This is a genomic window from Geobacillus sp. FSL W8-1251 (assembly GCF_038005945.1).
In the GTDB taxonomy this organism is placed as follows: domain Bacteria; phylum Bacillota; class Bacilli; order Bacillales; family Anoxybacillaceae; genus Geobacillus; species Geobacillus stearothermophilus.
This window is the reverse complement of sequence record NZ_JBBOUF010000001.1, coordinates 18,084-40,726: the sequence shown is the minus strand read 5'-3', so window position 1 is coordinate 40,726 and position 22,643 is coordinate 18,084. Positions and strand designations below refer to the sequence as shown.

Sequence of the window (22,643 nt, the reverse complement as noted above, 5' to 3'; positions counted from 1 at the left end):
AACCGGTTCGTCGTTCATATTGTGCCTTTCCCCGAAGGACAGACAGCCTTTTAAGCCGGCCCCTGTTAGTCGCTAAAATTCGATTCCTTTCATGGCTTTCGTCCCTTGTTCATAATCATGCTTGATGAGCGCCATCTCGGTCGCGATATCGGCGGCGGCAATCAACTTCGAATCAGCGCTGCGCCCGGTGATGACAAGATGAAGCGCCGGCGGACGCGTCCGGATTGCCTCGAGCACCTCCTCGACCGATACAATGTCGTGAACCGGAAACCGATCGATAGCGAGAGCATTGTTCAATTCGTCCAGCACAATAAGGTCATACCGGCCGGAATGAATATACTGTTTCGCCAGCGCCCATGCGTGTCTCAGCGCTTCACGGTGGATGTCCGGCGTTTTCGTCCAAGTGAAGCCAGCGCCGAGTTGGCGCACCTCGACGCCGAGGCGGCGAAGGGCGAGCTGCTCGCCGTACGTGCGCTCTGGAGACTTGACAAATTGCAAAATGGCGACGTTCATTCCCCGCCCAACCGCGCGCAGGGCAAGCCCCAATGCGGCCGTCGTTTTTCCTTTCCCATCGCCCGTATACACGATGACACGCCCTCTACGACGAGGCGTCGGCATTGCCCACGCCTCCTTGCCCCTCTGGAAACCATCGAATCGTCTCACGCAGGCGAACGACATCGCCGATGATGATGATGGCCGGATGGGAAATGCCCGCCTGTTCCGCCTCGTCCGGCAACGTCGCCAGCGGCGCCGCCACGGTGCGCTGCCGCTCAGTCGTCCCCCATTCAATGACGGCCGCCGGTGCATCCGACGGCTTGCCCGCCGCCATCAGCCGGCCGCAAATATCCGGTAAATTGGCCGCTCCCATGTAGACAAGGATCGTATCGCATCCGCGGGCGATCGCCTCCCAATCGACTTGCTCGCTCCGATGCCCGCTGACGATCGCCACCGAGTCAGCGTAATCCCGGTGGGTGACCGGAATGCCGGCATACGCCGGAACAGCGATGCCGGATGTCACCCCGGGAACGATTTCAAACGGAATGCCGGCTTTCGCCAACACTTCCGCTTCTTCGCCAACGCGGCCAAACACACACGGATCGCCGCCTTTTAAGCGGACGACCGTTTTGCCTTGTTGCGCATGCCAAACGAGCAGCTCGTGAATTTGTTCTTGAACGGTGTCATGTTTTCCCGGCTCTTTGCCGCAGTAAAGAACCTCAGCGCCCGGCTTTGCGTAGCGCAGCAGCTTCCGGTTGATGAGCCGGTCGTAAATAATGACATCCGCCCGCTCTAGGCATTCGCGGCCGTAAACCGTGATGAGCTTTTCATCGCCCGGCCCGGCGCCGACTAAATACACTTTGCCGATGGTCATTTCCCGTTCTCTCCTTTCGCATCAGCGGTGGAAACGCCCGCCGAAGCGAATGTCGCCATTTCGTTCACCATCGCCGTCGCGGACACCAAGAGCGGAAACGCCACAGCAGCTCCGCTTCCTTCGCCAAGGCGCAGGCCAAGATCCAAAAGCGGCTCTTTCCCAAGCAAACGAAGGGCTATGCTGTGCCCCGGCTCTTCGGAACGATGGCCGGCAATCATATAGTCGGCGACGTTCCCGGCAAACTGGCGGGCCACAAGGGCAGCCACCGTGCAAATAAAGCCGTCAAGCAAAATCGGAATGCGCCGTTCAGCGGCTGCCAACATCGCCCCGGCCATAGCCGCAATCTCCAACCCGCCGATTTTCGAAAGCCATTCAACTGGCTTCGCCGGATTGGGGCGATGAAGCAAGAGCGCCCGGCGGATGACGTCCCGTTTATGGGCAAGCATCTCCTCTTGAATGCCGCTTCCTTTGCCAACGATGCGCTCAAGCGGCTCCTCGGAGAGCGTGGCCAATAAAGCGCTCGCAGCGGTTGTATTGCCGATGCCCATTTCGCCGACAATAAGCGTGCGGGCGCCTTGTTCAATGATGGACGCCGCCTGTTCGTAACCGACATGAAGCGCCTGTTCGGCCTCGGACGGCGTCATCGCTTCCGTTTTGGCGAAATTGTTCGTTCCCGGGCGCACCTTCTTCTGAATGACACGCTCATCAGCAATTGGCACGGCGACACCGACATCAATGACTTGAAGCAACGCGCCGATTTGCCGGCTGAAGGCGTTGATTGCCGCTCCGCCGTTGGCAAAGTTGTACACCATTTGCGCCGTCACTTCGGCTGGATAGGCGGACACCCCTTCTTCCGCGACGCCATGGTCGGCCGCAAACACGAGCACTCCGGGCGGAGTGACGCGTGGGAGCAGCTCTCCAGTCATACCGGCAAGCGCGGCCGCCACTTCTTCCAGACGGCCGAGGCTGCCGGGCGGTTTCGTCAGCTGATTGATGTAATCACGTGCTTGTTCCACCATTTCACGGCGGATCGGTGGGATGGAAGCATTCATCACGGTCGCACCATATCCCCATCAAGCGGGAATAGGCGCTTCCTCCTTTCTCGTCTATGATTGAGGGGCGAAAAAGCAGCTTTCCCCCGTCACGCTTTAGCGCAGTGGAAGGCCGGCCACCCCCCGCTTTACAGAGGAATTCGCACCCCCAAACCGAGCCAATCGCTCGGCAAAAGCGGGCCATATCGGCCGTTCCTCCGCACCACCATTTTCCATATCGATCACAGCCGCTGAAATTGACGCATCATCTGTTCGATCCGTCCGACGTCGACATGCTCGCGGACATGGGCGGCAAGCCGGTCAAACATCGCTTCCTTACGGGTGTGAAACGATACAGCGCCGTGCAACGGAGCTCCCTTTTCGCGGCGAATAGCATTCAAAAAAGCGGTGCGGAACGCATCGTTATGAAACAAATCGTGCATGTACGTGCCCAGCACCCGCTCATCACTGTGCTTCGCCCCTTCATGACGGCCGTCCGCCTCAATAAGCGGCGCATAGCCAGAAAGCGGCGCCGAGCGGCCCATATGAATTTCGTATCCTTGCACGGCAAATCGCTCTCCGCCCCATGTAAGCACTCCTTCGGAACGGATCGTGATTTTCGTCCGCTCAAGCGTTGTTTCCATCGGCAGCAACCCAAGCCCTTTGACTTCCAAAAGCGGCGTCTCGACTCCATACGGATCGCGGATGACGGCGCCAAGCATTTGGTAGCCGCCGCATAAGCCGACGACCCTCGCTTTTCCTTCATTGACAAGCGACACAATGCGGGAAGCGAGTCCTCTTTTCTTCATATAAATCAAGTCTTCGATCGTGTTTTTGCTTCCCGGCAGCACGATCACATCCGGCTCGCCGAGTTCACCCACGTGCGTCACCAACCGGACGCGGCAGTCCGGTTCGGCCAAAAGCGGGTCGATATCGGTGAAATTGGCGATTTTCGGACAGCGGATGACGGCGATGTCAATCGCTTCCTCTCCCCCGACAGATGAAGCAAACCGCTCAAGCGACAGCGAATCTTCCGCATCGATCGTCAAATCCGGCAAATAGGGGACAACGCCGAGCACCGGCACGCCGGTGTGCTGCTCAAACCAATCAAGCCCCGGTTTAAGCAGTGACACATCGCCGCGAAACTTGTTAATGATGACGCCGATGACCCGCTTTCGGTCCTCAGGCTCAAGCAGCGACAGCGTTCCGACGAGGCTCGCGAACACCCCGCCCCGCTCAATATCGCCGATCAACACGACCGGAGCATTGGCGAGGCGGGCGATGCGCATGTTGACGAGCTCACGGTCGTTTAAATTCACTTCGGCCGGGCTTCCCGCTCCTTCGATGACAAGCCGGTCGTATTCGTTCATCAGCGTTTCAAGCGACTGGCGAATGACGGCCAGTCCTTGGTCGAAAAACTCGTTTCGGTAGGCGAACGCCTGCATATTGGCATACGGTTTGCCAAGCACGACGATTTGCGACTCGTGATCGCGGCTTGGCTTAATCAAAATCGGATTCATCTCGACGCGCGCCGCCACTCCGGCCGCTTCCGCCTGAATGCCTTGCGCCCGGCCGATTTCTTTCCCGTCCGGCGTTACATATGAGTTTAACGACATGTTTTGCGACTTAAACGGCGCCGTCTTCCAGCCGTCTTGGGCAAACATGCGGCAAAAGGCGGTTGCGATGACGCTTTTGCCGGCATCGGAATGGGTGCCTTGAAACATGACTGGCAGCGCTCTAGCCATCGCGTTTCACCCGCTCGCATGCGGCGAGCCATCGTTCAGCCATCGCCGGGGCGGACGCGAAATGGAAATGGACGTAGCCGGCGACAAGCCGGTGCATTAGACAACCGTCCGGCTTTATTCCTTTCCGGCCGCTCGTGTCATAAGCAAACGGCATCTCGCTCCGCGGTTCGTACACCGAATAATGGAATTCATGTCCGCGCGCTGTTTCTCCTTCCGGCAATAGAAAATTCCCTTTCCGCCCGCGCACTTCGCGATACCCAAGCGCCGCCAGCGTCCGCTGCATGACGACCCGCCCCGGAATGACGCCGACCATGTCGTACGCCTCCCCGCTCGTCGTCACAAGCTGTTCAGTGAGAAACATAAATCCGCCGCACTCAGCCAGCGTCGGCAAACCGGATTCAATCGCCGCCCGGATCGACTGTTTCGCCGCCGTCTGCCGCGCCAGCTCAGCGGCAAATTCCTCCGGGAAGCCACCGCCGATATACAGCCCGTCGGCGCCTTCCGGAAGCGGCTCGCCGGCGAGCGGAGAGAAATAAACAAGTTCCGCGCCATAGGCGGCCAATATCTCCAAGTTTTCTGGATAGTAAAAGTGGAAGGCGGCATCCTTCGCCACCGCGATGCGAACCGGATACGTCCGGCTTGGCTGGACAAGCGGCGCAGGCGCCTCCAGAGGCGGAGCGGACTCGGCGATTTGAAGCAGCGCCTCCCAATCGACTGTTTCCGCTACTTTTTCCCCAAGGGCGGCAAAAAAAGCATCCAATTCGCCGCGCTCCACCGACGGCACGAGCCCTAAATGGCGCTCTGGTAGCGCCAACGCTTCGTCTTGCGTGAGAAACCCGACGACCGGCACCCCGCACGTTTGCTCGATGGCCGCTTTGACGAGCCGAAAATGCCCTTCGCTGCCGACGCGGTTGGCAAATACGCCGGCGAGGCGCACATCGGGGCGAAACGTTTGAAACCCATGGACGATGGCGGCGGCGCTGCGGGCCATGCCGGAACAATCGACGACAAGCAGCACCGGGCTTTCGGTCAATACGGCGATTTCAGCCGTCGCCCCCTCGTCAGAAAGCGGCTGTTTCCCGTCAAACAGCCCCATCACCCCCTCGATGATGGCGATATCAGCCCCTTGACAACCGTTGGCGAGCACCGTTTTGACCGCTTCGCTTCCCATCATCCAACTGTCCAAGTTGCGCGCCGGCCGGCCGGTCACAGCCGTATGGTACGTCGGATCAATGTAGTCCGGGCCGCATTTAAACCCTTGCACCGTATATCCTTGCTGCCTCATGGCCGCCATCAAGCCGAGCGTTACAGTCGTTTTGCCGGCTCCGCTTCCTGGCGCAGCGATGACAAGCCGTCGCATGGCTCGCTCTCCTTTCTGCGTCTGTGATCGATCAGTGCCACCGAAATCGTCACGTTGCCCGATTTCTTTTTCACGAGCGCCATTCGATCGGCCCCGCTGTACAATTTCGCCGCCGGCTCGCTCACCCCGTGGGCGCCGGTGTAGCGAAACACGGTCTCCGACGGCGCTTCGATCGGCACCGTGTTCAGCTCTTCTGGCGTATATGCAACCAATTTCCATCGATATTTGTTGACTACCTCCAAAAGGCCTTGTTCATCCTTTTTCAAGTCAATGGTGCACACCGCTTTGACGCTTTTGAGCGAAAAACGCAGCTCATTGAGCGTCTCGCGGATGACCGCTTCGATTTCGTCAGCCGATGTGCCGCGGTTGCAGCCGATGCCAAGGGCGATCACTTTCGGGCGATACAAGACGCCGTTTTGCAAAATCGCTTCTTCTTCCGGCGCAAGCAGCCGGTGAGTGACCACAAGCGCCGCCGTCGGGCGAGCGGACAGCGCCTCCGCGATCGAGCCGTACACGGTGATGTTTTTTGGCAGCGGGCGGCCCGCCGGCCACCAATTTGGTTCTCCTGACTCTTGCACAATGGCGACCGGTTCTTCATTGACAACAGCCGCGCTCACCGGCGTCAAGTTGTCATCCGACTCCCATTCCCAGCCGAATTCGCGGCCGAATAGATCAACAGCGATCGTCTGCTGCACATCGGAAGCGGTCGTAATGACCGGGCGGGCGCCCAATATGGCGGCCACACGCCGCGTCAGTTCGTTGGCGCCTCCTAAATGGCCGGATAATACGCTGATGACATGTTCTCCTTTATCATCAATGACGACAACCGCCGGATCGGTCTTTTTATCTTTCAGCAATGGAGCGATCATCCGGACGACCGCGCCGAGCGAAATGATGCAAATGAGCCCGTCGTAGCGGGCGAACAGCTCCGGCAGCAACGTCTTCACGTTGCCGGAAAACAAGCGGATCCCGTGCTCGGCTTCATCGCCGCGGGCGAATTTCTCCGTATAATACACGTCCGCTCCAACTAGAGCGCCGCCGAGCCGGCGGGCGATCTCGACCCCGTGTTTCGTAATGGCCACGACCGCATAGACGCCGTTCCTTTCGTTGTTTATGGCAACAGCCCCCACCTTACGCCTCCCTCTTTCGATATCCGTGCGTAAACGTCCGGTCATACAGCTTCGACCGATAGCCTTGTCCATGAATATGCGGATCGAGCGCCCAGCCGGCTAAGATGATGGCGTGCTTCGTCACGCCATAGCGCCGCATATCCTCAGCCAATGTCGCCACCGTGGAGCGAATCACCACTTCATCCGGCCATGTCGCCTTATAGACGACCGCCACCGGCGTATCACCGCTCCAGTCCGCGTCAAGGAGCGCCGCGCTTACTTTTTTGGCAAGCGTCGCGCTTAAAAAAAGGACAAGGGTGCAATGATGCTGGGCCAGCTCCTGCAATTTCTCACGCGGTGGCACCGGCGTCCGACCCTCGGCGCGGGTGAAAATGACCGTCTGCGTCAATTCGGGGACGGTGAGCTCGGCCTGCACCGAGGCCGCGGCCGCAAACGCCGAACTGACACCGGGGACGATTTCGACTTCAATTCCTTCTCCTTTCAATAAGGCGATTTGCTCGAGCATCGCCCCGTAAATCGATGGATCACCCGTATGCACGCGGACGACGAGCCGGCCTTGCCTCACCTTGTCGGCCATCATCGCCACCATTTGTTCCAAATGCATGCCGGCTGTATGAAACACCTCTGCCTCCGGCTTCCGGTAACGCTCAATCAGTTCTTCGCTCACTAACGAGTCGGTGTAAAAAATGGCGTCCGCCGCGGCCAACAGCTCCGCTCCTCGAACGGTGATCAAATCCGGCGCTCCAGGCCCCGCTCCGATGATATACAGCTTCACTTTCTCACCACCATCAATGTCAAATATTCGAGTTCCGCTCCGTCGAGCTCCTCGACCTTCCACACGACTTCCTCGCCGGACGTCACTTTCGTCACAACAGCGGCGCGATGAAGCAAATCGAGTTCCCGCAACAGACGAACCAGCAAATCGATCACTTTCGCCACTTTAAAAAAGACAACGCAATCGTGCTCAAGAAGCACTGCTTTCATCGCCTCAACATCGTCGCGGGCGGGCACGATCGCCACGGTTTCATCGCCGTCCGCAAGCGGCAGGCGAAGCCGGGCGGCGGCGGCGTTCGCCGAGCTGACGCCGGGGACGACTTCGATCGGCGCGTCTGGATAGCGTCGCTCCATCACATGCATCAAATGGATGAACGTGCTGTACAACAGCGGATCGCCTTCGGTGACAAACGCCACATCGCGCCCAGCCGACAGTTCCGCCCAAATGGCGTCGGCTGCTTCGTTCCATTTTGGTTCAAGCACGGCCACGTCTTTTGTCATCGGAAAATGAAGCCCAAGCCGGCGTTTTTCCTCCGGCGCCAAATACGCGTCGATAATTTGTTCGGCATAGCTTTTGCTTTGCCGCCCTTTTTTTGGATAAGCGATGACATCCGCTTCTTTTAGGCGGCGGTATGCTTTCACCGTCATGAGCTCTGGATCGCCCGGGCCAACACCGATGCCGTACAACGTGCCGGTCATTCGTCTCCCTCCCGCTTGGCTGTCATGATATACACTGGATTGAGCGCCTCAAAGCGCGTCAACTCTAAAATGGGCTTGCTTCGCGACACTTGCGCGAGCGTGATGTCAACATGAAATCCACGGCTACGTAGCTCGCGGCCCGCTTCAGCAAGCGTCTCAACCGTTGCCGCGTTGATCACGATGCGTCCATTTTTCTTCAGCCGTTTCGCACAGACGTCCAACAACGGCGACATCGCGCCTGACGTGCCGCCGATAAAGATGGCATCCGGGTCGGCAAACTCATCGAGCCGATCGGGCGCCCTGCCGTGCACAAGTGTGATATCGACGCGAAATTTGCGCAAGTTTTGCCGGCAAAGTTCGATATCTTGTTCATTTTTTTCAATCGCAAACACGGCACCGTCGCGGGCGATTTTCGCCGCTTCAATCGCCACCGAACCGGTGCACGTTCCAATATCCCAGACGACGCTGTCCGGGCGCAAGCGCAAGGCGCTTAGACTTAAAACTCGGATTTCTTTTTTCGTAATCAATCCTTTGTCCGGCTTGCGCTGAAAAAACTCGTCATCCTCAATGCCGAACGGCCAAACCGGGCTTGGCGCTGTCTGCCGCAAAATGACTATATTCAATGGAAGAAACTCGGCTTCCGCCATCTCTTCCAACGAAAACAAGCGGCAGCGCTCGTTCGGGCCGCCGAGCTCCTCGCCGACAAACGCCTCATATTCCGTCATGCCGTACTCGAGCAAATAGCGGGCGATGACGGCCGGCGAGTTCGTCTCATCGGTTAAGATGGCGACTTTGCGCCGCCCGTCGATCCGTTGCACAAGGCCGGTGAGCGGGCGGCCATGGGCGCTTACAAATGCGGCATCTTGCCAAGACTCCCCCATTTTCGCAAACGCCCATTGCACCGAGCTGACCGCCGGATACACCTCAATCGGCAATTTGCCGGCCAAATAGCTGCCGATGCCGTAAAAGAGCGGATCGCCAGACGCCAGCACGACAGTACGGCGCGTCTCGTGCCGAAGCCGCTCCACCAGCTCCGCCAGTCCGCGGCGGATGACGATCGTTTCTCCTTTGTATTCAGGAAACATCGCCAGCTGCCGCTCGCCGCCGACAAGCAGTTCGCTTTCATCAATCCAGCGCCGATACAGCTCAGGAAGACTTGCCTTCCCGTCAGCTCCCACGCCGATCAGTTTCATCGTCCCCATCAATTTGCACCGCCTTTCCTAATCGTTGTCCGTTCAAGGTGTAAATGGACGTCGCCACCGTCAAGCCGCCTCCGACTTCGTTGAGCGCTGCCCGGCAACACGCCTCACACAACAGTTCGAAAAACTTCGTGCAGCCGGCTTCTTGCAGCATGTCGCCGACTTGCGCCGCCGTGTTCGCGCCGCGCACCGCGGCCACCAGCGCGGAAGAGGCGCCGGCTTGCTCAGCGAGCGCCGCCAAAAAACCGAAGTCAACCGGAGCGCTTTTCGAGTGCACCATCATCACCCCTTGGGCGACTTTCGAAAATTTCCCCATCATCCCGACCATCGACACCATCTTGATGCCAAGCCGTTTGCATTGCTTCAGCGTAAACCCGACAAAATCACCCATTTCAATAAATGCTTCTTCCGGCAAATGCGGATACTCTTGCATGGCATATTTCTCGCTCCGCCCCCCGGTCGTGATCACGACATGGCGGCAGCCGTTCGCTTTCGCCACTTGAAGCGCCTGTACGATGCTCGCCCGGTAGGCGGCGGTCGAGAACGGAACGACGATGCCCCGCGTTCCTAAAATCGAAATGCCGCCCATAATGCCAAGCCTCGGATTCAACGTTTTTTTGGCGATTTCCTCGCCGCCGGGCACAGAAATGACAACGTTCACCCCGCGATGTAAACCGTATTGCGCCAATACTTCGTTGACTGCTTCGCGGATCATTTGCCGCGGCACTGGATTGATCGCGGCTTCCCCGACCGGAACCGGCAAGCCGGGTTTGGTGACACGTCCGACCCCTTCTCCGCCGTCAATATGAACGCCCGGCGACGAAGCCCATGAGACAGTGGAAACGATGAGCGCGCCGTGCGTCGCATCCGGATCATCGCCGCCGTCTTTCACCACAGCTGCAGTCGCCGTTTCACCTTCGAACGAACAAGAGGCAAGTGAAAAGGTGACGACCCGCCCGATCGGAAGGCGAATCGTCGCGTCTGTCTGCACTTGGCCAGTGATGAGGGCTGTGAGCGCGGCTTTCGTTGCCGCTGCCGCGCACGATCCGGTCGTATATCCTTCACGCAGCGTTTTTTTCGTTTCCATCGTTCGTCACGCTCGCTCGGCGAGCAGCGATAACGCATTCAAGGCAGCGACGGTCACGGTGCTTCCTCCTTTGCGGCCGCGGTTGGTGATGAACGGCACATCGAGCTTCGCCAATTCTTCTTTCGATTCCGCCGCCGAGACGAATCCGACCGGCAAGCCGATCACCAATCCCGGCCGCGCTTCTCCTTCTTTGATGAGACGAATGAGCTCCAACAGCGCAGTCGGTGCGTTGCCAATGGCGAAAATGCCGCCTTCCGCTTCTTTCACCGCTTTGCGCATCGCCACGATCGCCCTCGTCGTATTCAGCCGTTTCGCTTCCGCGATCACGTCTTCATCAGAAATATAGACACGCACCGCGCTGCCGAACTTCGCCAACCGCGCTTGATTGACGCCGGCTTGCACCATTTGCACATCGGCGACGACGAGCTTGCCGCTGCGGATGGCATCAATGCCTGAGCGAATCGCATCCGGGTGGAAAAGAAGACTTTTGCCAAGCTCAAAATCAGCCGATGTATGGATGACGCGCTGAACGATTCGGTATTGTTCTTCTGTAAATGAATGCTCGCCGATCTCTTCATCAATGATTTGAAAGCTGCGCGCTTCAATTTGTTCCGGCTGCACCGTCGCCGGACGAAATGTTGTATGGAAGTCCATGACAATTCTCCTTTCTTCATGATCGCTTGCATGAGCGGCCACTAGAATCCCATTCTTTACACGGCCGGAAGCGGCGCATGCTGCTTCAACGACTCAAGCACGCCGGCAAAATCGTGATGCACGATGCCGTATGACAGCCGCGGGCGGCGGATGACGATGACATCAATGCCGAGCTCCTCGGCGGCAGCGATTTTCTCATCGACCAACCCGACTTTGCCGCTTTCTTTCGTGACGACGACCGTGACGCCAAAATGGCGGTATAGCGCCCGATCGAGCTCTTTCGTAAACGGCCCCTGCATCATGACGATCTGCTCTTGCGAAAACCCGAGCCGCTCGCATTTGTCCAAATTGTCTTTTCTCGGGAGCATCCGGGCGATCACCTTCACGTTTGGGCGATTGAGCAGTTTGGCGGCGAAAATGTCGAGCGTTTTGCTGCCGGTCGTCAGCATCACGACGCCGCCTTTTTCCGCCGCCAGCTCGGCGGCTTCTTCATAGCTATCGACAAATGTCACCTTCTCGGATGAAAGCGAAGACGCCTGCCGCTCATAGCGGATGTACGGCAATTCGGCAGCGGCCGACGCTTGCATGGCGTTTTTCGACGCCTCCTCCGCAAATGGATGGCTCGCATCGACAATCGCTTTGGCTCCCTCGGCTTTGGCCAAATCGGCAAGCTGGGACGCATCCAAGCGGCCGACATAGGCGCGAATGCCGGATGACCGAAGCTGTTCGGCCGCGTGATCGGTGACGACCGTCGCCGTGACCGAATAGCCAGCTTGTTGGATCATCACCGCCAATTCGCGGGCATCGCTCGTCCCTGCCAACATCAAAATCATCAGCGCTCCCCCTTTTTGTTTTTTAGTGATGATGGTGATGATGATGGTGAGAAACGTGCAGCCGGTATTGACAGATGTCGCAATTCATCGCCACCGTTTGATCGAGCACTTCTTGCAGGCGGTCAAGCACGATATCGATCAGTTTCGGATGAAAACCGACATAATCGGCCAGCGCAAATGAGACGTGCGGGTGATCGAGGCGGTATTGCGCCACTTGCTGTTCAAGCCGCTTGATGAGCACACCGGTGAACAAAAAATACGGCAAAACGACGATCCGCTTCGCCCCAAGCATGAGACAGCGGCGGACGGCGTCATCAAGCGACGGCGTCGTCACCCCCATAAACGCCGGCTCGATGAGCGCATAGCCCGTTTGTTCCCAAAACAAGCGGGCGATTTTATACAAGTCGCTGTTCGCGTCCGGGTCGCTCCCGCCGCGGCCGAGCAAAATGACCGCTGTGCCGTCGTCTGGCTGCTCCGGCCGCTCGCCGATTTCTTGCAATCGTTCGCGCAAAATAGCAAATGTCTGCTCATGGACGCCGATCGGCCGTCCATATCGAAACATGATGTGCGGATAGCGCGCTTTCGCCTCATCGATTTCCGCCGGGATGTGCAGCTTCGAATGCCCAGCCGGCAATAAAATGAGCGGAATGACCGCCACTTCCGCCGCTCCGGCCTCAACGCACCGCGCGATCCCTTCGCTGATCGACGGACGGCCAAACTCTAGAAAACTCGTTTCAACATGGAAAGAAGCAGAAAGACGCGGCCGCAGGCGGTCGACAAACTGCTGTACTTGCTCATTTCCTTCCGGGTCGCGGCTTCCATGGCCGACAAACAAAATGGCTCTCATATTCGCTCTCCTCTCTTTTATATCGCTCCATCCGAGGTTACTCACTGCATGCCGGCGTTTCGATATTCGCCGCCGTCTTGGCCTCCTCGTACGAAAAGCGGCCGATTTGTTTCACGCGGGCAAAAAACTTATGAAATCGTTCGTTCGGGTAAGCATGTTCTTTGTACTGTTCAATGATGTCCGCCACAATGGCCACCATCTCTTCCGGCGGGATGCCTTCCGCGACGAGCTGGCCGGGATGGGCGTTGCGGCCGACCGTTTTCCCGCCCAAAAACAAATCAAATTTCCCTTTCCGGTACACAAGCCCGATGTCTTCGTGCACCGCGCCGTAGCATGCCATGCCGCAGCCGTTGATGCCAAGCTTCAACTCTTTCGGCAGCGCCATGCCCCCAAATCGCCGCGCCAATTCCTCGGCATATGGAATGGCGTCTTTTTTCTCTCCATCGCAAAAGTCGCATGCCTTCACCGTCAGCACATCACCAACCGGCATTACCATCAGTCCGACAGCAGCGAGCCGATCGACAAGCCCTTTTGGATTCTCTGTCACCCGCTCGATTTTGATATAATGATCCGGCGTGTACGTCATTTTCCCGTCCGGTCCGACCGCTTCGGCAAGCGCGATGAGCTGCTCCGGAGTAAACTGCTTGTTGGCCACCCCTGGGCTCACTGCCGCTTCGAACAGCACAGCGGACGCCTTCTTTGTCGTTCTTCTTTCCAATGCTACAAGCGCGTCCTCCGCTGTTTCTCTCACCCGATGCAACAGAGCGGATGACGGCCGGTTTTCCGTTTGGACGAATGGCTCCTCCGGCAGCGGAAAAGCGGAAGCTGCCGGCGCCAATCCAGCTTCCTTCGCGGCCGCGTCCACAGCCGGCGGCAAAACCGCTACGGCGGCAAAACCGCGGTCTTTCTCGTCGCCGAAAGCGGAGGCAGCCGCGACAAACGGCCGAAACGCTTCTCCGTTTTCTTCGTCCGGCTCTCTCAGCGGCTTCGTCTGGTCGAGCGCCCATGGCTCCGCCTCTTTGCGCAGCCGCTCATGCGGCTTGAGCGGCTGGACGGCGGCAGTCAACTGGTATTTGCGCTGGTAGCCGCGCGGCGTGATCATGAGCCCATCGTAAACAAAAGTCGTCGAGTTGCCGATAATGACCGTCGTCAACATGCCGATTTCATGGTCCAGCATATGCGCCAAGTCGGTGAGGACGATATGCTGACGCTCGCGATACGCGCTTTTTACCAGACCGACCGGGGTCTCCGGAGACCGGTGGCGAAGCAGGATGCGCTGCGCCTCCACAATCTGCCGAGTGCGCCGCCCGCTTTTCGGGTTGTACAGCGCGATGACAAAATCGGCCGCCGCCGCGGCGTCAATCCGCTTTTCAATCAGCTCCCACGGCGTCAAATGATCGCTCAAACTGATCGTACAGGCATCGTGCATAATCGGGGCGCCAAGCAGCGCCGCGCACGAATGAATCGCGGAAATGCCGGGGATGACTTCGACTTCAATCGGACGCGCTTTCGTCCACCCTTTTTCGATCAACACTTCATACACGAGCCCCGCCATGCCGTACAACCCGGCGTCGCCGCTGGAGATGACGGCAACCGTTTTGCCGCGCTCGGCCCACTTCACCGCCGCTTGGGCGCGGCTCACTTCTTCGGTCATACCCGTGCTAATGATCTCTTTTCCAGCAATGAGATCGCGCACAAGTTCGATGTACGTTTTGTAGCCGATGATGACGTCGCTTTCTTCAATCGCTTCCCGAGCCCGTTTCGTCATATGGTCGACGCTTCCCGGGCCGAAGCCGACAATGAGCAATTTGCCGCTCATCATGATCCCTCCTTTTGCCGACTAGCACCCATTTTTCACACTCCATTCGCCGCTCATGTCCCTTTCACGGCGCAACACATCGGGGACGATCTTTTCCTCTGGCCGCCATGCTTGCCAAAGCCGCACGAACAGCGGAACATCCAAGCGAATGTCCAACAGCCGCTGGCGGTCGGCGAATACGTCTTCGGGCGCCCCTTGCATCACGATCCGTCCTTCGTGCATGACTGCGACGACATCCGCCCACTGCCAGACGAAATCCATGTCATGGGTGGCGATCAACACAGTCGTCCCCGCCTGGTGAATGGCGTCAATTTGTTTGAGAAACTGCTTTGTCTGATGCTGATCCAAATAGGCGGTCGGTTCGTCCAATACGAGCAAGTCCGGCTTGGCCGCCATCGTACAGCAGAGCGTCAGCCATTTTTTCTGTCCGAGACTGAATTGATGGGTCGGGCGGTCCAGCCAAGATTGAAGGTGGTATTCCGCCGTAATCGCGGCAAGCGCCTCCCTCATTTTTTCTCGATCGATTCCGGCATGGACTAAGCTGATCGCCAATTCATCACGCACGAGCGGGGCGAGGATTTGATGCTCCGGGTTTTGAAAGACGATGCCGACTTCACGCCGCCATTGCGTCCAATCAGCGCCGCGTTCATACATGTTGCGCCCTTTCCAATACACCGCTCCTTCCTGCGCCCGCAGCAGCCCGTTCAAATGAAGAAACAACGTCGTTTTGCCGCAGCCGTTTGGCCCGATCAAGGCGCATTTTTTTCGCTCTGGAATTTCCCAATCAATCCCATTCAGCACGTACCGTTCTGCTTGATAAGCGTATTTCACTCGTTCCATTCGCAGCAGCAACGTTTTCACCCTTTCCGCCATGCCCACCCAAGCAGCAAGGCCATGATGATGCCGGCCGCAACATCGACAAGAGGCACATGCGCTTTTTCCCGCTGATGCGTATGCCCAGCCGACGCGACGCCTCCACGCGCCGCAAGCGAACGGCTGAACGCTTCATACGACTGCCACGTTTTCATCCATAGTTGGTACATCAGCATCCCGCCATGCCGCCAATGCGTTCCCCCGCTGCGGGCCCGCAACGCCAGCATCAGCTCTGCGGCCGCCTGCTCGAGCAAAAAGATAAAGCGATACATAAGAAAGCAAAGTTCCACGAGCGCCGCCGGCAGCCGCATTCGCCTCAGCACCGCAATCAAGTCCGGCGCCGGCGTCGTAATGAGAAGGAAAAACAAGCACGACCAGGCGGCAAGGGAGCGGACGGCGAGCTTTGCAGCCGGCTGCAGCTGGCTGTCGATGAAAGTTATTTGAAAAGGAACCGACACGGACACAACGAGCGTCAGCAGGCTGAGCCCTAAAAAAACGGAGGCGGCGAGCATCGCTTTTCCATACACGGAAAACGGCACTCGTGCACGAGCGACAATCCAATACGCCATTCCGATGAGCACAAGCCATTGTTCGCGCCAGCCGCCCATCATGACAACGGCAAGCATAACAAACGCCACGATCAGCTTCCACTCCGCCCGCCATGCCCGCAGCCGGTTGTCATACGCCCAACGGTCAAACTCGCGAATCATGGCTGTTTTTCCGCTCCGAACGCCCTTTGTACAACCCGACGACGTAGCCGATCACGCCGGCGCCAAGCGCGGCTTGCAGCGAGAACAGAAGCGTTTCGACTTCGCCGCCTGGAGGGGTGAAGATCGACTCAAACCACGGCCGATAATGCGGGTTGAGCGTTTGAATGGCTTTTTCCGCCTGATCGTCCGTTCCACCGAATTCCGATCCGCGCGCCCACCAAAGAGGAATGATGACAAGCAAAGCAGCCAGCAACACGAGCAAGCCATTTTTCTTCATCGCATTACGCCTCCTTTTCCTTTTGGAACAGCGGAGAAGCTTGATAGGAGGAAAGCCAGTTCCAGACGATTACCGTTATGATGCCTTCCGTCACCGCCAACGGCACTTGAGTAATGGCAAAAATGCCGGCGAATTTCAAAAACGAGGCGGTGACTCCCCCATCAGGAGACGGAAACGCCAGGGCAAGCTGCAGGGACGTCATGACATATGTAGCCAAATCAGACAAACAAGCGGCAAGAAACAAAGCCGCTCGATTGGATACCGCCCCTTTTCGGCACAGTTGATACACTCCGTACGCGACGAACGGGCCGACGATCGCCATCGACATCGCATTGGCCCCAAGCGTCGTCACTCCTCCGTGGGCAAGAAGCAGCGCTTGAAAGAGAAGAACGACTGTGCCGATCACCACCATCACCCATGGTCCAAACAAAACCGAGCCGAAGCCGATCCCGGTCGGATGCGAGCTGCTGCCGGTGACGGATGGAATTTTCAACGCCGACAATACAAATGTAAACGCGCCAGCTAACGCCATCAGAAGCTTATGTTCGGGGTGCTGCTTCAGCGTATGCACAAGCCGCCGCAATCCGAACACAAAGAACGGCAAAAACAACAGCCACCAAAACAGCGCCCATTTGACAGGCAAAAATCCTTCCATAATGTGCATGGCATACGCTTCATTTTCATTCGTCAACAAAAAATAGGAAACGAACAAAGCCGCCATTTTGCTCCATCGAACCGCTCTCTTCATTTATCCCTTCACTCCTTTCGCAGCATGTTCCGTTTTCCGTTTTCCGCTTGGCGCCTCCCGTTCGCCGGCTGGCGTCAACACCAATTCGCCTTCGTATTCATACGTCGCCCACTCCCGCATCGGAACCCCCTCACCCAAATGAGCGCGCACAACCTCCTTCGCCCGCTCCGGCGTTATCTGTCGATACCAGACGCCTTGCGGATAGACGATCATCACGCACGCGTCTTGGCATCGTCCGTTGCAGCGCGTCCTTGTTGTATGGACAGCGTCGTCAAGCCCGAGACGGGCGATCTCCTCGCGCACCGCCGTTGTCACATCATCCCCGCCATGGCGGAGGCACGTCCCTCCGTTGCAAATGAGCACATGATGCTTCATTCCCCGCAAATCCCATGTCGCCACCGAATCCCCCCTTTTTGGCTAGAATGATAGAATTTAGACGCAGACAGACGGGCAGGTTTTCGGCAAAAGAAAAAGCACCTCTACAGCAGAGGTGCAGAAAAATGTATACGAAAGCCGTAAACGGCCCAAACAGGCCCAATGCAGCCATCATTCTCCCGCACGTCTGCCTATAGTCCCGTAGGCATCCGTCCGATCCAAACAAGGCAGGTCTCCTGACTTAGGATCATCGCTTGACGGCGTCTTCCCGAAGCATCCTTCAGTGACTTGTTGCCGCAAAGCTCCCCATCACAGTGGCGGGCACCGTGCCGGATTTTCACCGGGCTTCCCTTTTCACCCAAACCCTAGAGCAGGCTTAGGCACCTTGTTTGTCTTACCGCCATATATGCGCTGTCATGGAACAAGCATCCGTTTTCATCGTAGTACAACCAATGCGTTGCCGTCAACCGTTTTTTGCCGACCAATCTTCGCGGGCGACGACAACGCCGTCGGCATCGGCGTACACGTATGCGCCCGGCTCCCAGCGGACGCCGCCGAACTCGAGCACAACGTCGCGGGCGCCTTTTCCTTCTTTTTTGCTTTTCACTGGGCACGTGCCGATCGCCATGACCCCAAGCGGCATGCGGCCGATTTCCGCCGAATCGCGAATGCAGCCGTGGATGATGACGCCGGCAAGCCCCCGGTCGCAGGCGATTTGCGCCAACCGGTCGCCTAATAGCGCCACGCGGCGCGAGCCTTTTCCATCGACCACGAGCACCGTCCCCGGCAGCACCGTCTCGAGCGCTTCACGGACAAGGACGTTGTCCTCAAACACGTCGACCGTCGCGATCGGCCCGGAAAACATCCGTTTTCCGCCGTACGATTGAAACGAAAGTTCGCACACTTGCAACTCATCTAAACATTGATCGCATAAATCAGCTGTTTTCATGATCCTCTCCCCTTTCGTTTTTTTTCATTCGCCACCATTCGTCAAAATCCTGCCGACACCACATTTTTTTGCGGCGCTGCTTCTGCTCGGGCATCGGATGCGTGTCCTTGCGGGGCCGCTGAAAACGATAAAAAGATGTTCTCGTCCCCGAAGATGTTCTCGTCCCCGCTTTCCGGCGAACGAAAAAACGGCCCCGCACAACATGGCGGAAGCCGTTTTGGCCGCCGGGACGTGCGGACCCCGTCCGGCGATTCAGCTGGGCTAGCTGGATTCGAACCAGCGCATCACGGAGTCAAAGTCCGTTGCCTTACCGCTTGGCTATAGCCCAACGTTTTGTTGTCGTTTACAGTATGCGTCATGATGGTGCACGTTATGCATCAACCTGAATATTCTTTTGCTTGATGTGCGACACTATCGGTACAAACATCCTTTCCCTGCTATATCCCCTCGTTTTCTCTCGCACTTGTTTTTCCGATATGATACTGGAAGGGAGAGATGTCTATGCGCCGGATCACGGTTTTTCGCATCTATCTTTGCGCATTGTTTTTGTTATCGCTGCCGATCGTCTTAGCGGCCGCGGCTGCCTGGCAGCCACCCAGCCAGCCGAAAACCACCGTCATCGCCCACCGCGGCGCGTCCGGACACGCGCCGGAGCATACGCTCTCATCCTACCGCCTCGCCGCCCGCATGAATGCCGATTATATCGAAGTCGATGTGCGCGCAACGAAAGACGGGAAGCTCGTTGCCCTGCATGATGCGACGCTCGCCCGGACGACAAATGTCGAAACGGTCTACCCACACCGGTCGCCATGGCGGGTCAGCGATTTTTCATTGCGTGAGCTCAAAAAATTGGATGCCGGATCGTGGTTCGATCCACGCTTTGCCGGCGAATGCGTTCCGACGCTTGATGAGGTGGTTCGGATGCTGAAAGCGGAACGTGTAAACGTTCCGTTGTACGTCGAAACGAAACAGCCCGGCATCGAACGGGCGGTCGCCCGCCTATTGCAAAAACACGGCGTTCTCCAGCGCAGAAGCGTCATGTTTCAATCGTTCCATCCAGAAAGTTTGCAGGCGCTCCGCCCGCTCATCCCGCGCGGCGTCCCGCTCATTCAGTTGGTCGGCGAAAAGGAAGCGCGAAGTGGCCGCGACGAGCTGTTGCAACAAATCGCCGTCTATGCCGATGGCATCGGCTTGCCGCTCCCAGCCGTCACCGAAGAGTGGGTGCGCGCCGCCCATGGCCGCGGGCTCATGGTTCACGTCTATACCGTCAATGAACCACACGATCTCGCTCGCCTATGCGCCATGGGCGTGGACGGTGTGTTCACCGATTATCCAGACCGCCCTGGCCGCATTGCCGCCTGCCGTCGTTTGCCCCGTCATTGACCCGCCTTCAGGGAGCCAGGGGGAGCTTATTTTTTACATAATGTTATTATGGTTACCCGTGGTGCTAGATAAACTTGGGCAAGCATAAAAATAGCCCTTGCTGGCGGATCTCCTGTAGAATGAAAGTGCGACCTGCCATTCGAAAGGAGAATCCCCATGCAAGAGCACTTTCATTTTACTACAGATCGGGCCAAGATTCAAAAGCAATATGCCGCCAGAGTCAGTCAAGACTTTGTGGAGAACATTTTTTCGGTTCACTACGGGTGTTGTCAATCACTAGTTAGCGAACCATTTTCAGGAATTCATATCGTAAGCGCTTTCGGACTCTCATCCCTCATCTTGAGGCGATGATACGATATTCCATTTTTTTACACCCAACCACCATCCCGGAGCGCCGACAACGCTTGATGGATCGGTGTCCCGGATGACCGCTGCAGACACGGTAGATTCTGACGCACCACATCTGCCCATAACCGTCCGGCCTTCCGTTTGGCCTGTTCGATCCGCTTGGACTTTGTTGAGGCCGAGGCCGCCGTTCGGGTCTCTTCTTCCTCCACCAACTGCCCATTTCTCCGCCAAATCCCGTCGATTCGGGCTGCCATCGCCCTCAGAAACGCCCGAAGCCCTTGGTCTTTCCAGCTGCGGCGGGATTTCACCCGATGCGCAAACCGGCTCATCACGCTCTCGGCGTGGCCCATCGGACGCATGCCGGTCGTCTCCACCCCTTGCTCCGACAGCCACTCCCGATAGTCCCGGATGCATCCCGGCATCGACTCGATCCGGCGAATCAAGGCGGCCAGCTGTTGTTCTTTGCCTTCGTCCTCCAACGTGCCGACCGCGCTGTTCAGCTCCACGAGAAGCCCCTCTTCGTCTTGTTTCGCCAGCTTCTTCCGCACCTCCCGCCAACGCGGATGGCCGGACAGACACTGACGCAGCTCCCGCGCCACATGAAATCGATCCAGCTGAAAGCACGCCCGCTTCCCAAAATACTCCCGGCAGGCCGTGATCCACGACGCCGCGTCGCCGTTGATGATCAACAGGTCCCGGCACGGATCATAGGCATATTCGTTCATCAGCCACTCTTCGAACCGTTCCCACACGTCTCCCTCCCCTTCATGGAGGTAGTGGCGCCGGTTCACGAGCTCGAGCTGCGAACCGTTTCGTTTCCATCCCTCGTGAACCGCCAGGATTTTCTCTTCTTTCGCCCGTTTCCCTTTCCCCTGGCGGGAAATAAACAGTCCATCCGCCTCCACAAACAGCACCCGGCCGTGCCGTTGGGAAACAGGGCGGTGCAGCGAGACAGGGGCCTCCAGCACCAGTTGGCGAATCGCCTCGTGGCTCATGACCGCATACCCCACGATCGACTCCAACGTACGGGCCGCTTTGCGGTAGGAAGAGCACTCTACGGCCAACTCGACCGCCGTTTCCTCGAGGCAAGGGCTGATCGACTGCGCTCCATCAAAGCCCAGTTCGGCATCCAGCAAGAAGGTATAGTTCCCCGTTTGCCGGTCATAGTAGTAGTTCCGTCGAAACGTCACTTCTCCAAACAGCGTTTGGATCGTAGTCGGCCGTTTGTCTTTCAGCTGATACCGGCGCTTGTCCCGCGCTTCCGCCAGTTGTTGATCAATCTCCTCCAAAAGGGCCGCCAACAAGACAGCGAACACCTTTTGAAGAGTTCTGACTAATTGTTCCTCCAGCTCTTTTAATAAAGGCCATTCTGTGGTAAGATGTTTCATGGACTCTCTCCCTCCTGTTTTCGGTTGATGTTGACAATCACCATCATAGCAGGGAGAGAGTCCTTTTTGCATGACATTTGCTTTTTTCTACCGCGCTTCGCTTGGTGGCCCCGACGAGCGTCGCGAACAAAAGTTCGCAACCCTCGTCGGGGATCATTTCGGAATGTCACCCACAAATATTTTACTTACACTGCCGCCATTTTCGTTTTTGTTTCTGCTCAACTTTCATGCATTCAGGTGCATCTTCATCGTCGAAATCGCCATTTGGTCAAGCAAGAGGACGCTGTCATCATCGCCATTCATCTTTTAGGAAAGCTGCTCGGTTTTACATCCGAACGGGCATGGCATCGTTTTGTCACGGGAAATTTGTTCACAAACGGCTCGTTTCTTGAACGCTCCCGATACAACCGCCGTTGCCGGGCGCTTGGTTTCGCCATCAAATGGATCCGTCATGAGCTGGCAAAACGCGGTCAACATCATGCCTATGCCGTCGTGGACAGCTTGCCGCTCCCGTTGTGCCATACGGCAAGAATGCATCGCGTCAAACGGTTTCAAGAGATCGCCGACATCGGGTATTGCGCTTCCAAAAAGCAATGGTACTACGGGTTGAAGCTGCACCTTCAAGTGACCGATCAAGGGCTGCCAATGGGGTATGTGGTGACGGAAGCATCTTGCCACGATCGAATCGCAGCCGAAAGCGTGATGACCCAAATTCCCCACCCGTATAACTTTGGGGACAAAGGATTCATTAGCCGTGACTTGCAAAAAAGGCTGTACGAAGAATACCAAATGGCGCTTTGGACTCCGTCTCGAAAAAACCAGAAACATCGTGCGTCTGAGACATGGGAGCAGTGGATCCAACAAAAACGCAAAGTGATCGAGACGGTGTTCTCGGTTCTGGTTGACCACTATCGCATCACGGGGATCCGAGCCAATTCGATTATCGGATTTGAAGTGGCACTAGACGGTATATTGTTAGCTTATTCCCTGGTTACACTTGGGCTAGTTGAGCGATAAAGCTCAACTAGCACCACGGGTATATATA

23 protein-coding genes, 1 tRNA gene and 1 riboswitch are annotated in these 22,643 nt (G+C 57.3%); of the genes, 2 read left to right on the top strand and 22 right to left on the bottom strand.

Annotated features, from left to right (window positions below):
• Positions 1-72: 72 nt before the first annotated feature.
• The 21 genes from cobO to NSS88_RS00075 form a co-directional block, all read right to left on the bottom strand.
• Positions 73-618, bottom strand: coding sequence for a cob(I)yrinic acid a,c-diamide adenosyltransferase (gene cobO / locus NSS88_RS00175; protein ID WP_055358471.1), 546 nt, complete (start codon positions 616-618; stop codon positions 73-75).
• A complete protein-coding gene (gene cobA / locus NSS88_RS00170) occupies positions 599-1,369 on the bottom strand; it encodes a uroporphyrinogen-III C-methyltransferase (protein WP_055358472.1) in 771 nt (256 codons plus the stop codon). The genes cobO and cobA overlap by 20 nt, the downstream gene beginning before the upstream one ends.
• Complete coding sequence (gene cobT / locus NSS88_RS00165; protein WP_055358473.1) at positions 1,366-2,421, bottom strand: nicotinate-nucleotide--dimethylbenzimidazole phosphoribosyltransferase; 1,056 nt, start codon at positions 2,419-2,421, stop codon at positions 1,366-1,368. Before cobT ends, cobA begins: the two co-directional genes overlap by 4 nt.
• Before the next feature lie 221 nt (positions 2,422-2,642).
• Entirely contained in the window at positions 2,643-4,145 is a 1,503-nt protein-coding gene (locus tag NSS88_RS00160; RefSeq protein ID WP_061580583.1) for a cobyric acid synthase, read from the bottom strand.
• Positions 4,138-5,505, bottom strand: coding sequence for a cobyrinate a,c-diamide synthase (locus tag NSS88_RS00155; RefSeq protein WP_061580584.1), 1,368 nt, complete (start codon positions 5,503-5,505; stop codon positions 4,138-4,140). Before NSS88_RS00155 ends, NSS88_RS00160 begins: the two co-directional genes overlap by 8 nt.
• The gene (locus NSS88_RS00150) at positions 5,451-6,635 is read right to left on the bottom strand and encodes a cobalt-precorrin 5A hydrolase (RefSeq protein ID WP_061580585.1); all 1,185 of its coding nucleotides are present in this window, start codon (positions 6,633-6,635) and stop codon (positions 5,451-5,453) included. Before NSS88_RS00150 ends, NSS88_RS00155 begins: the two co-directional genes overlap by 55 nt.
• Before the next feature lies 1 nt (position 6,636).
• On the bottom strand, positions 6,637-7,410 hold the full coding sequence (gene cobM, locus NSS88_RS00145; protein ID WP_341082430.1) for a precorrin-4 C(11)-methyltransferase: 774 nt from the start codon (positions 7,408-7,410) through the stop codon (positions 6,637-6,639).
• Positions 7,407-8,108, bottom strand: coding sequence for a precorrin-2 C(20)-methyltransferase (gene cobI, locus NSS88_RS00140; RefSeq protein WP_033016964.1), 702 nt, complete (start codon positions 8,106-8,108; stop codon positions 7,407-7,409). Before cobI ends, cobM begins: the two co-directional genes overlap by 4 nt.
• Positions 8,105-9,310, bottom strand: a complete 1,206-nt coding sequence (locus NSS88_RS00135) for a bifunctional cobalt-precorrin-7 (C(5))-methyltransferase/cobalt-precorrin-6B (C(15))-methyltransferase (RefSeq protein WP_049626334.1) — start codon at positions 9,308-9,310, stop codon at positions 8,105-8,107. Before NSS88_RS00135 ends, cobI begins: the two co-directional genes overlap by 4 nt.
• Positions 9,276-10,394, bottom strand: a complete 1,119-nt coding sequence (locus NSS88_RS00130) for a cobalt-precorrin-5B (C(1))-methyltransferase (RefSeq protein WP_049626335.1) — start codon at positions 10,392-10,394, stop codon at positions 9,276-9,278. The genes NSS88_RS00135 and NSS88_RS00130 overlap by 35 nt, the downstream gene beginning before the upstream one ends.
• A gap of 6 nt (positions 10,395-10,400) precedes the next feature.
• Entirely contained in the window at positions 10,401-11,048 is a 648-nt protein-coding gene (locus NSS88_RS00125; RefSeq protein WP_049624532.1) for a precorrin-8X methylmutase, read from the bottom strand.
• Positions 11,049-11,104: 56 nt separating this feature from the next.
• On the bottom strand, positions 11,105-11,881 hold the full coding sequence (gene cobK / locus NSS88_RS00120; RefSeq protein ID WP_049624533.1) for a precorrin-6A reductase: 777 nt from the start codon (positions 11,879-11,881) through the stop codon (positions 11,105-11,107).
• Between the two features lie 22 nt (positions 11,882-11,903).
• A complete protein-coding gene (locus NSS88_RS00115) occupies positions 11,904-12,728 on the bottom strand; it encodes a sirohydrochlorin chelatase (RefSeq protein WP_033016971.1) in 825 nt (274 codons plus the stop codon).
• 37 nt (positions 12,729-12,765) lie between these two features.
• Positions 12,766-14,547 carry a precorrin-3B C(17)-methyltransferase gene (gene cobJ / locus NSS88_RS00110; RefSeq protein ID WP_080986164.1) on the bottom strand — a complete coding sequence of 594 codons (1,782 nt, stop codon included), beginning with the start codon at positions 14,545-14,547 and terminating at the stop codon, positions 12,766-12,768.
• 21 nt (positions 14,548-14,568) lie between these two features.
• A complete protein-coding gene (locus NSS88_RS00105) occupies positions 14,569-15,408 on the bottom strand; it encodes an energy-coupling factor ABC transporter ATP-binding protein (protein ID WP_033016974.1) in 840 nt (279 codons plus the stop codon).
• Positions 15,405-16,130, bottom strand: coding sequence for an energy-coupling factor transporter transmembrane component T family protein (locus tag NSS88_RS00100; protein WP_011231297.1), 726 nt, complete (start codon positions 16,128-16,130; stop codon positions 15,405-15,407). Before NSS88_RS00100 ends, NSS88_RS00105 begins: the two co-directional genes overlap by 4 nt.
• A complete protein-coding gene (locus NSS88_RS00095; protein WP_011231298.1) occupies positions 16,114-16,407 on the bottom strand; it encodes an energy-coupling factor ABC transporter substrate-binding protein in 294 nt (97 codons plus the stop codon). The genes NSS88_RS00100 and NSS88_RS00095 overlap by 17 nt, the downstream gene beginning before the upstream one ends.
• 4 nt (positions 16,408-16,411) lie before the next feature.
• On the bottom strand, positions 16,412-17,128 hold the full coding sequence (locus tag NSS88_RS00090) for an energy-coupling factor ABC transporter permease (protein WP_230581405.1): 717 nt from the start codon (positions 17,126-17,128) through the stop codon (positions 16,412-16,414).
• Between the two features lie 27 nt (positions 17,129-17,155).
• Complete coding sequence (locus NSS88_RS00085) at positions 17,156-17,554, bottom strand: (2Fe-2S) ferredoxin domain-containing protein (RefSeq protein WP_033016979.1); 399 nt, start codon at positions 17,552-17,554, stop codon at positions 17,156-17,158.
• Between the two features lie 185 nt (positions 17,555-17,739).
• Positions 17,740-17,933, bottom strand: a riboswitch (cobalamin riboswitch).
• A gap of 60 nt (positions 17,934-17,993) precedes the next feature.
• On the bottom strand, positions 17,994-18,479 hold the full coding sequence (rraA, locus tag NSS88_RS00080) for a ribonuclease E activity regulator RraA (RefSeq protein ID WP_049626337.1): 486 nt from the start codon (positions 18,477-18,479) through the stop codon (positions 17,994-17,996).
• A gap of 256 nt (positions 18,480-18,735) precedes the next feature.
• Positions 18,736-18,807 (bottom strand) — tRNA-Gln (locus NSS88_RS00075).
• A gap of 173 nt (positions 18,808-18,980) precedes the next feature.
• Between NSS88_RS00075 and NSS88_RS00070 the strand changes: the two genes are divergently transcribed.
• The gene (locus tag NSS88_RS00070) at positions 18,981-19,862 is read left to right on the top strand and encodes a glycerophosphodiester phosphodiesterase family protein (protein ID WP_033016982.1); all 882 of its coding nucleotides are present in this window, start codon (positions 18,981-18,983) and stop codon (positions 19,860-19,862) included.
• 368 nt (positions 19,863-20,230) lie between these two features.
• Here the strand turns inward: NSS88_RS00070 and NSS88_RS00065 are convergent, their stop codons facing one another.
• A complete protein-coding gene (locus NSS88_RS00065) occupies positions 20,231-21,598 on the bottom strand; it encodes an ISLre2-like element ISGsp3 family transposase (RefSeq protein WP_341082419.1) in 1,368 nt (455 codons plus the stop codon).
• Between the two features lie 198 nt (positions 21,599-21,796).
• Here NSS88_RS00065 and NSS88_RS00060 point away from each other — a divergent pair, with 198 nt between their 5' ends.
• The gene (locus tag NSS88_RS00060; RefSeq protein ID WP_051049851.1) at positions 21,797-22,615 is read left to right on the top strand and encodes an IS982 family transposase; all 819 of its coding nucleotides are present in this window, start codon (positions 21,797-21,799) and stop codon (positions 22,613-22,615) included.
• The last annotated feature ends 28 nt before the right edge of the window (positions 22,616-22,643 follow it).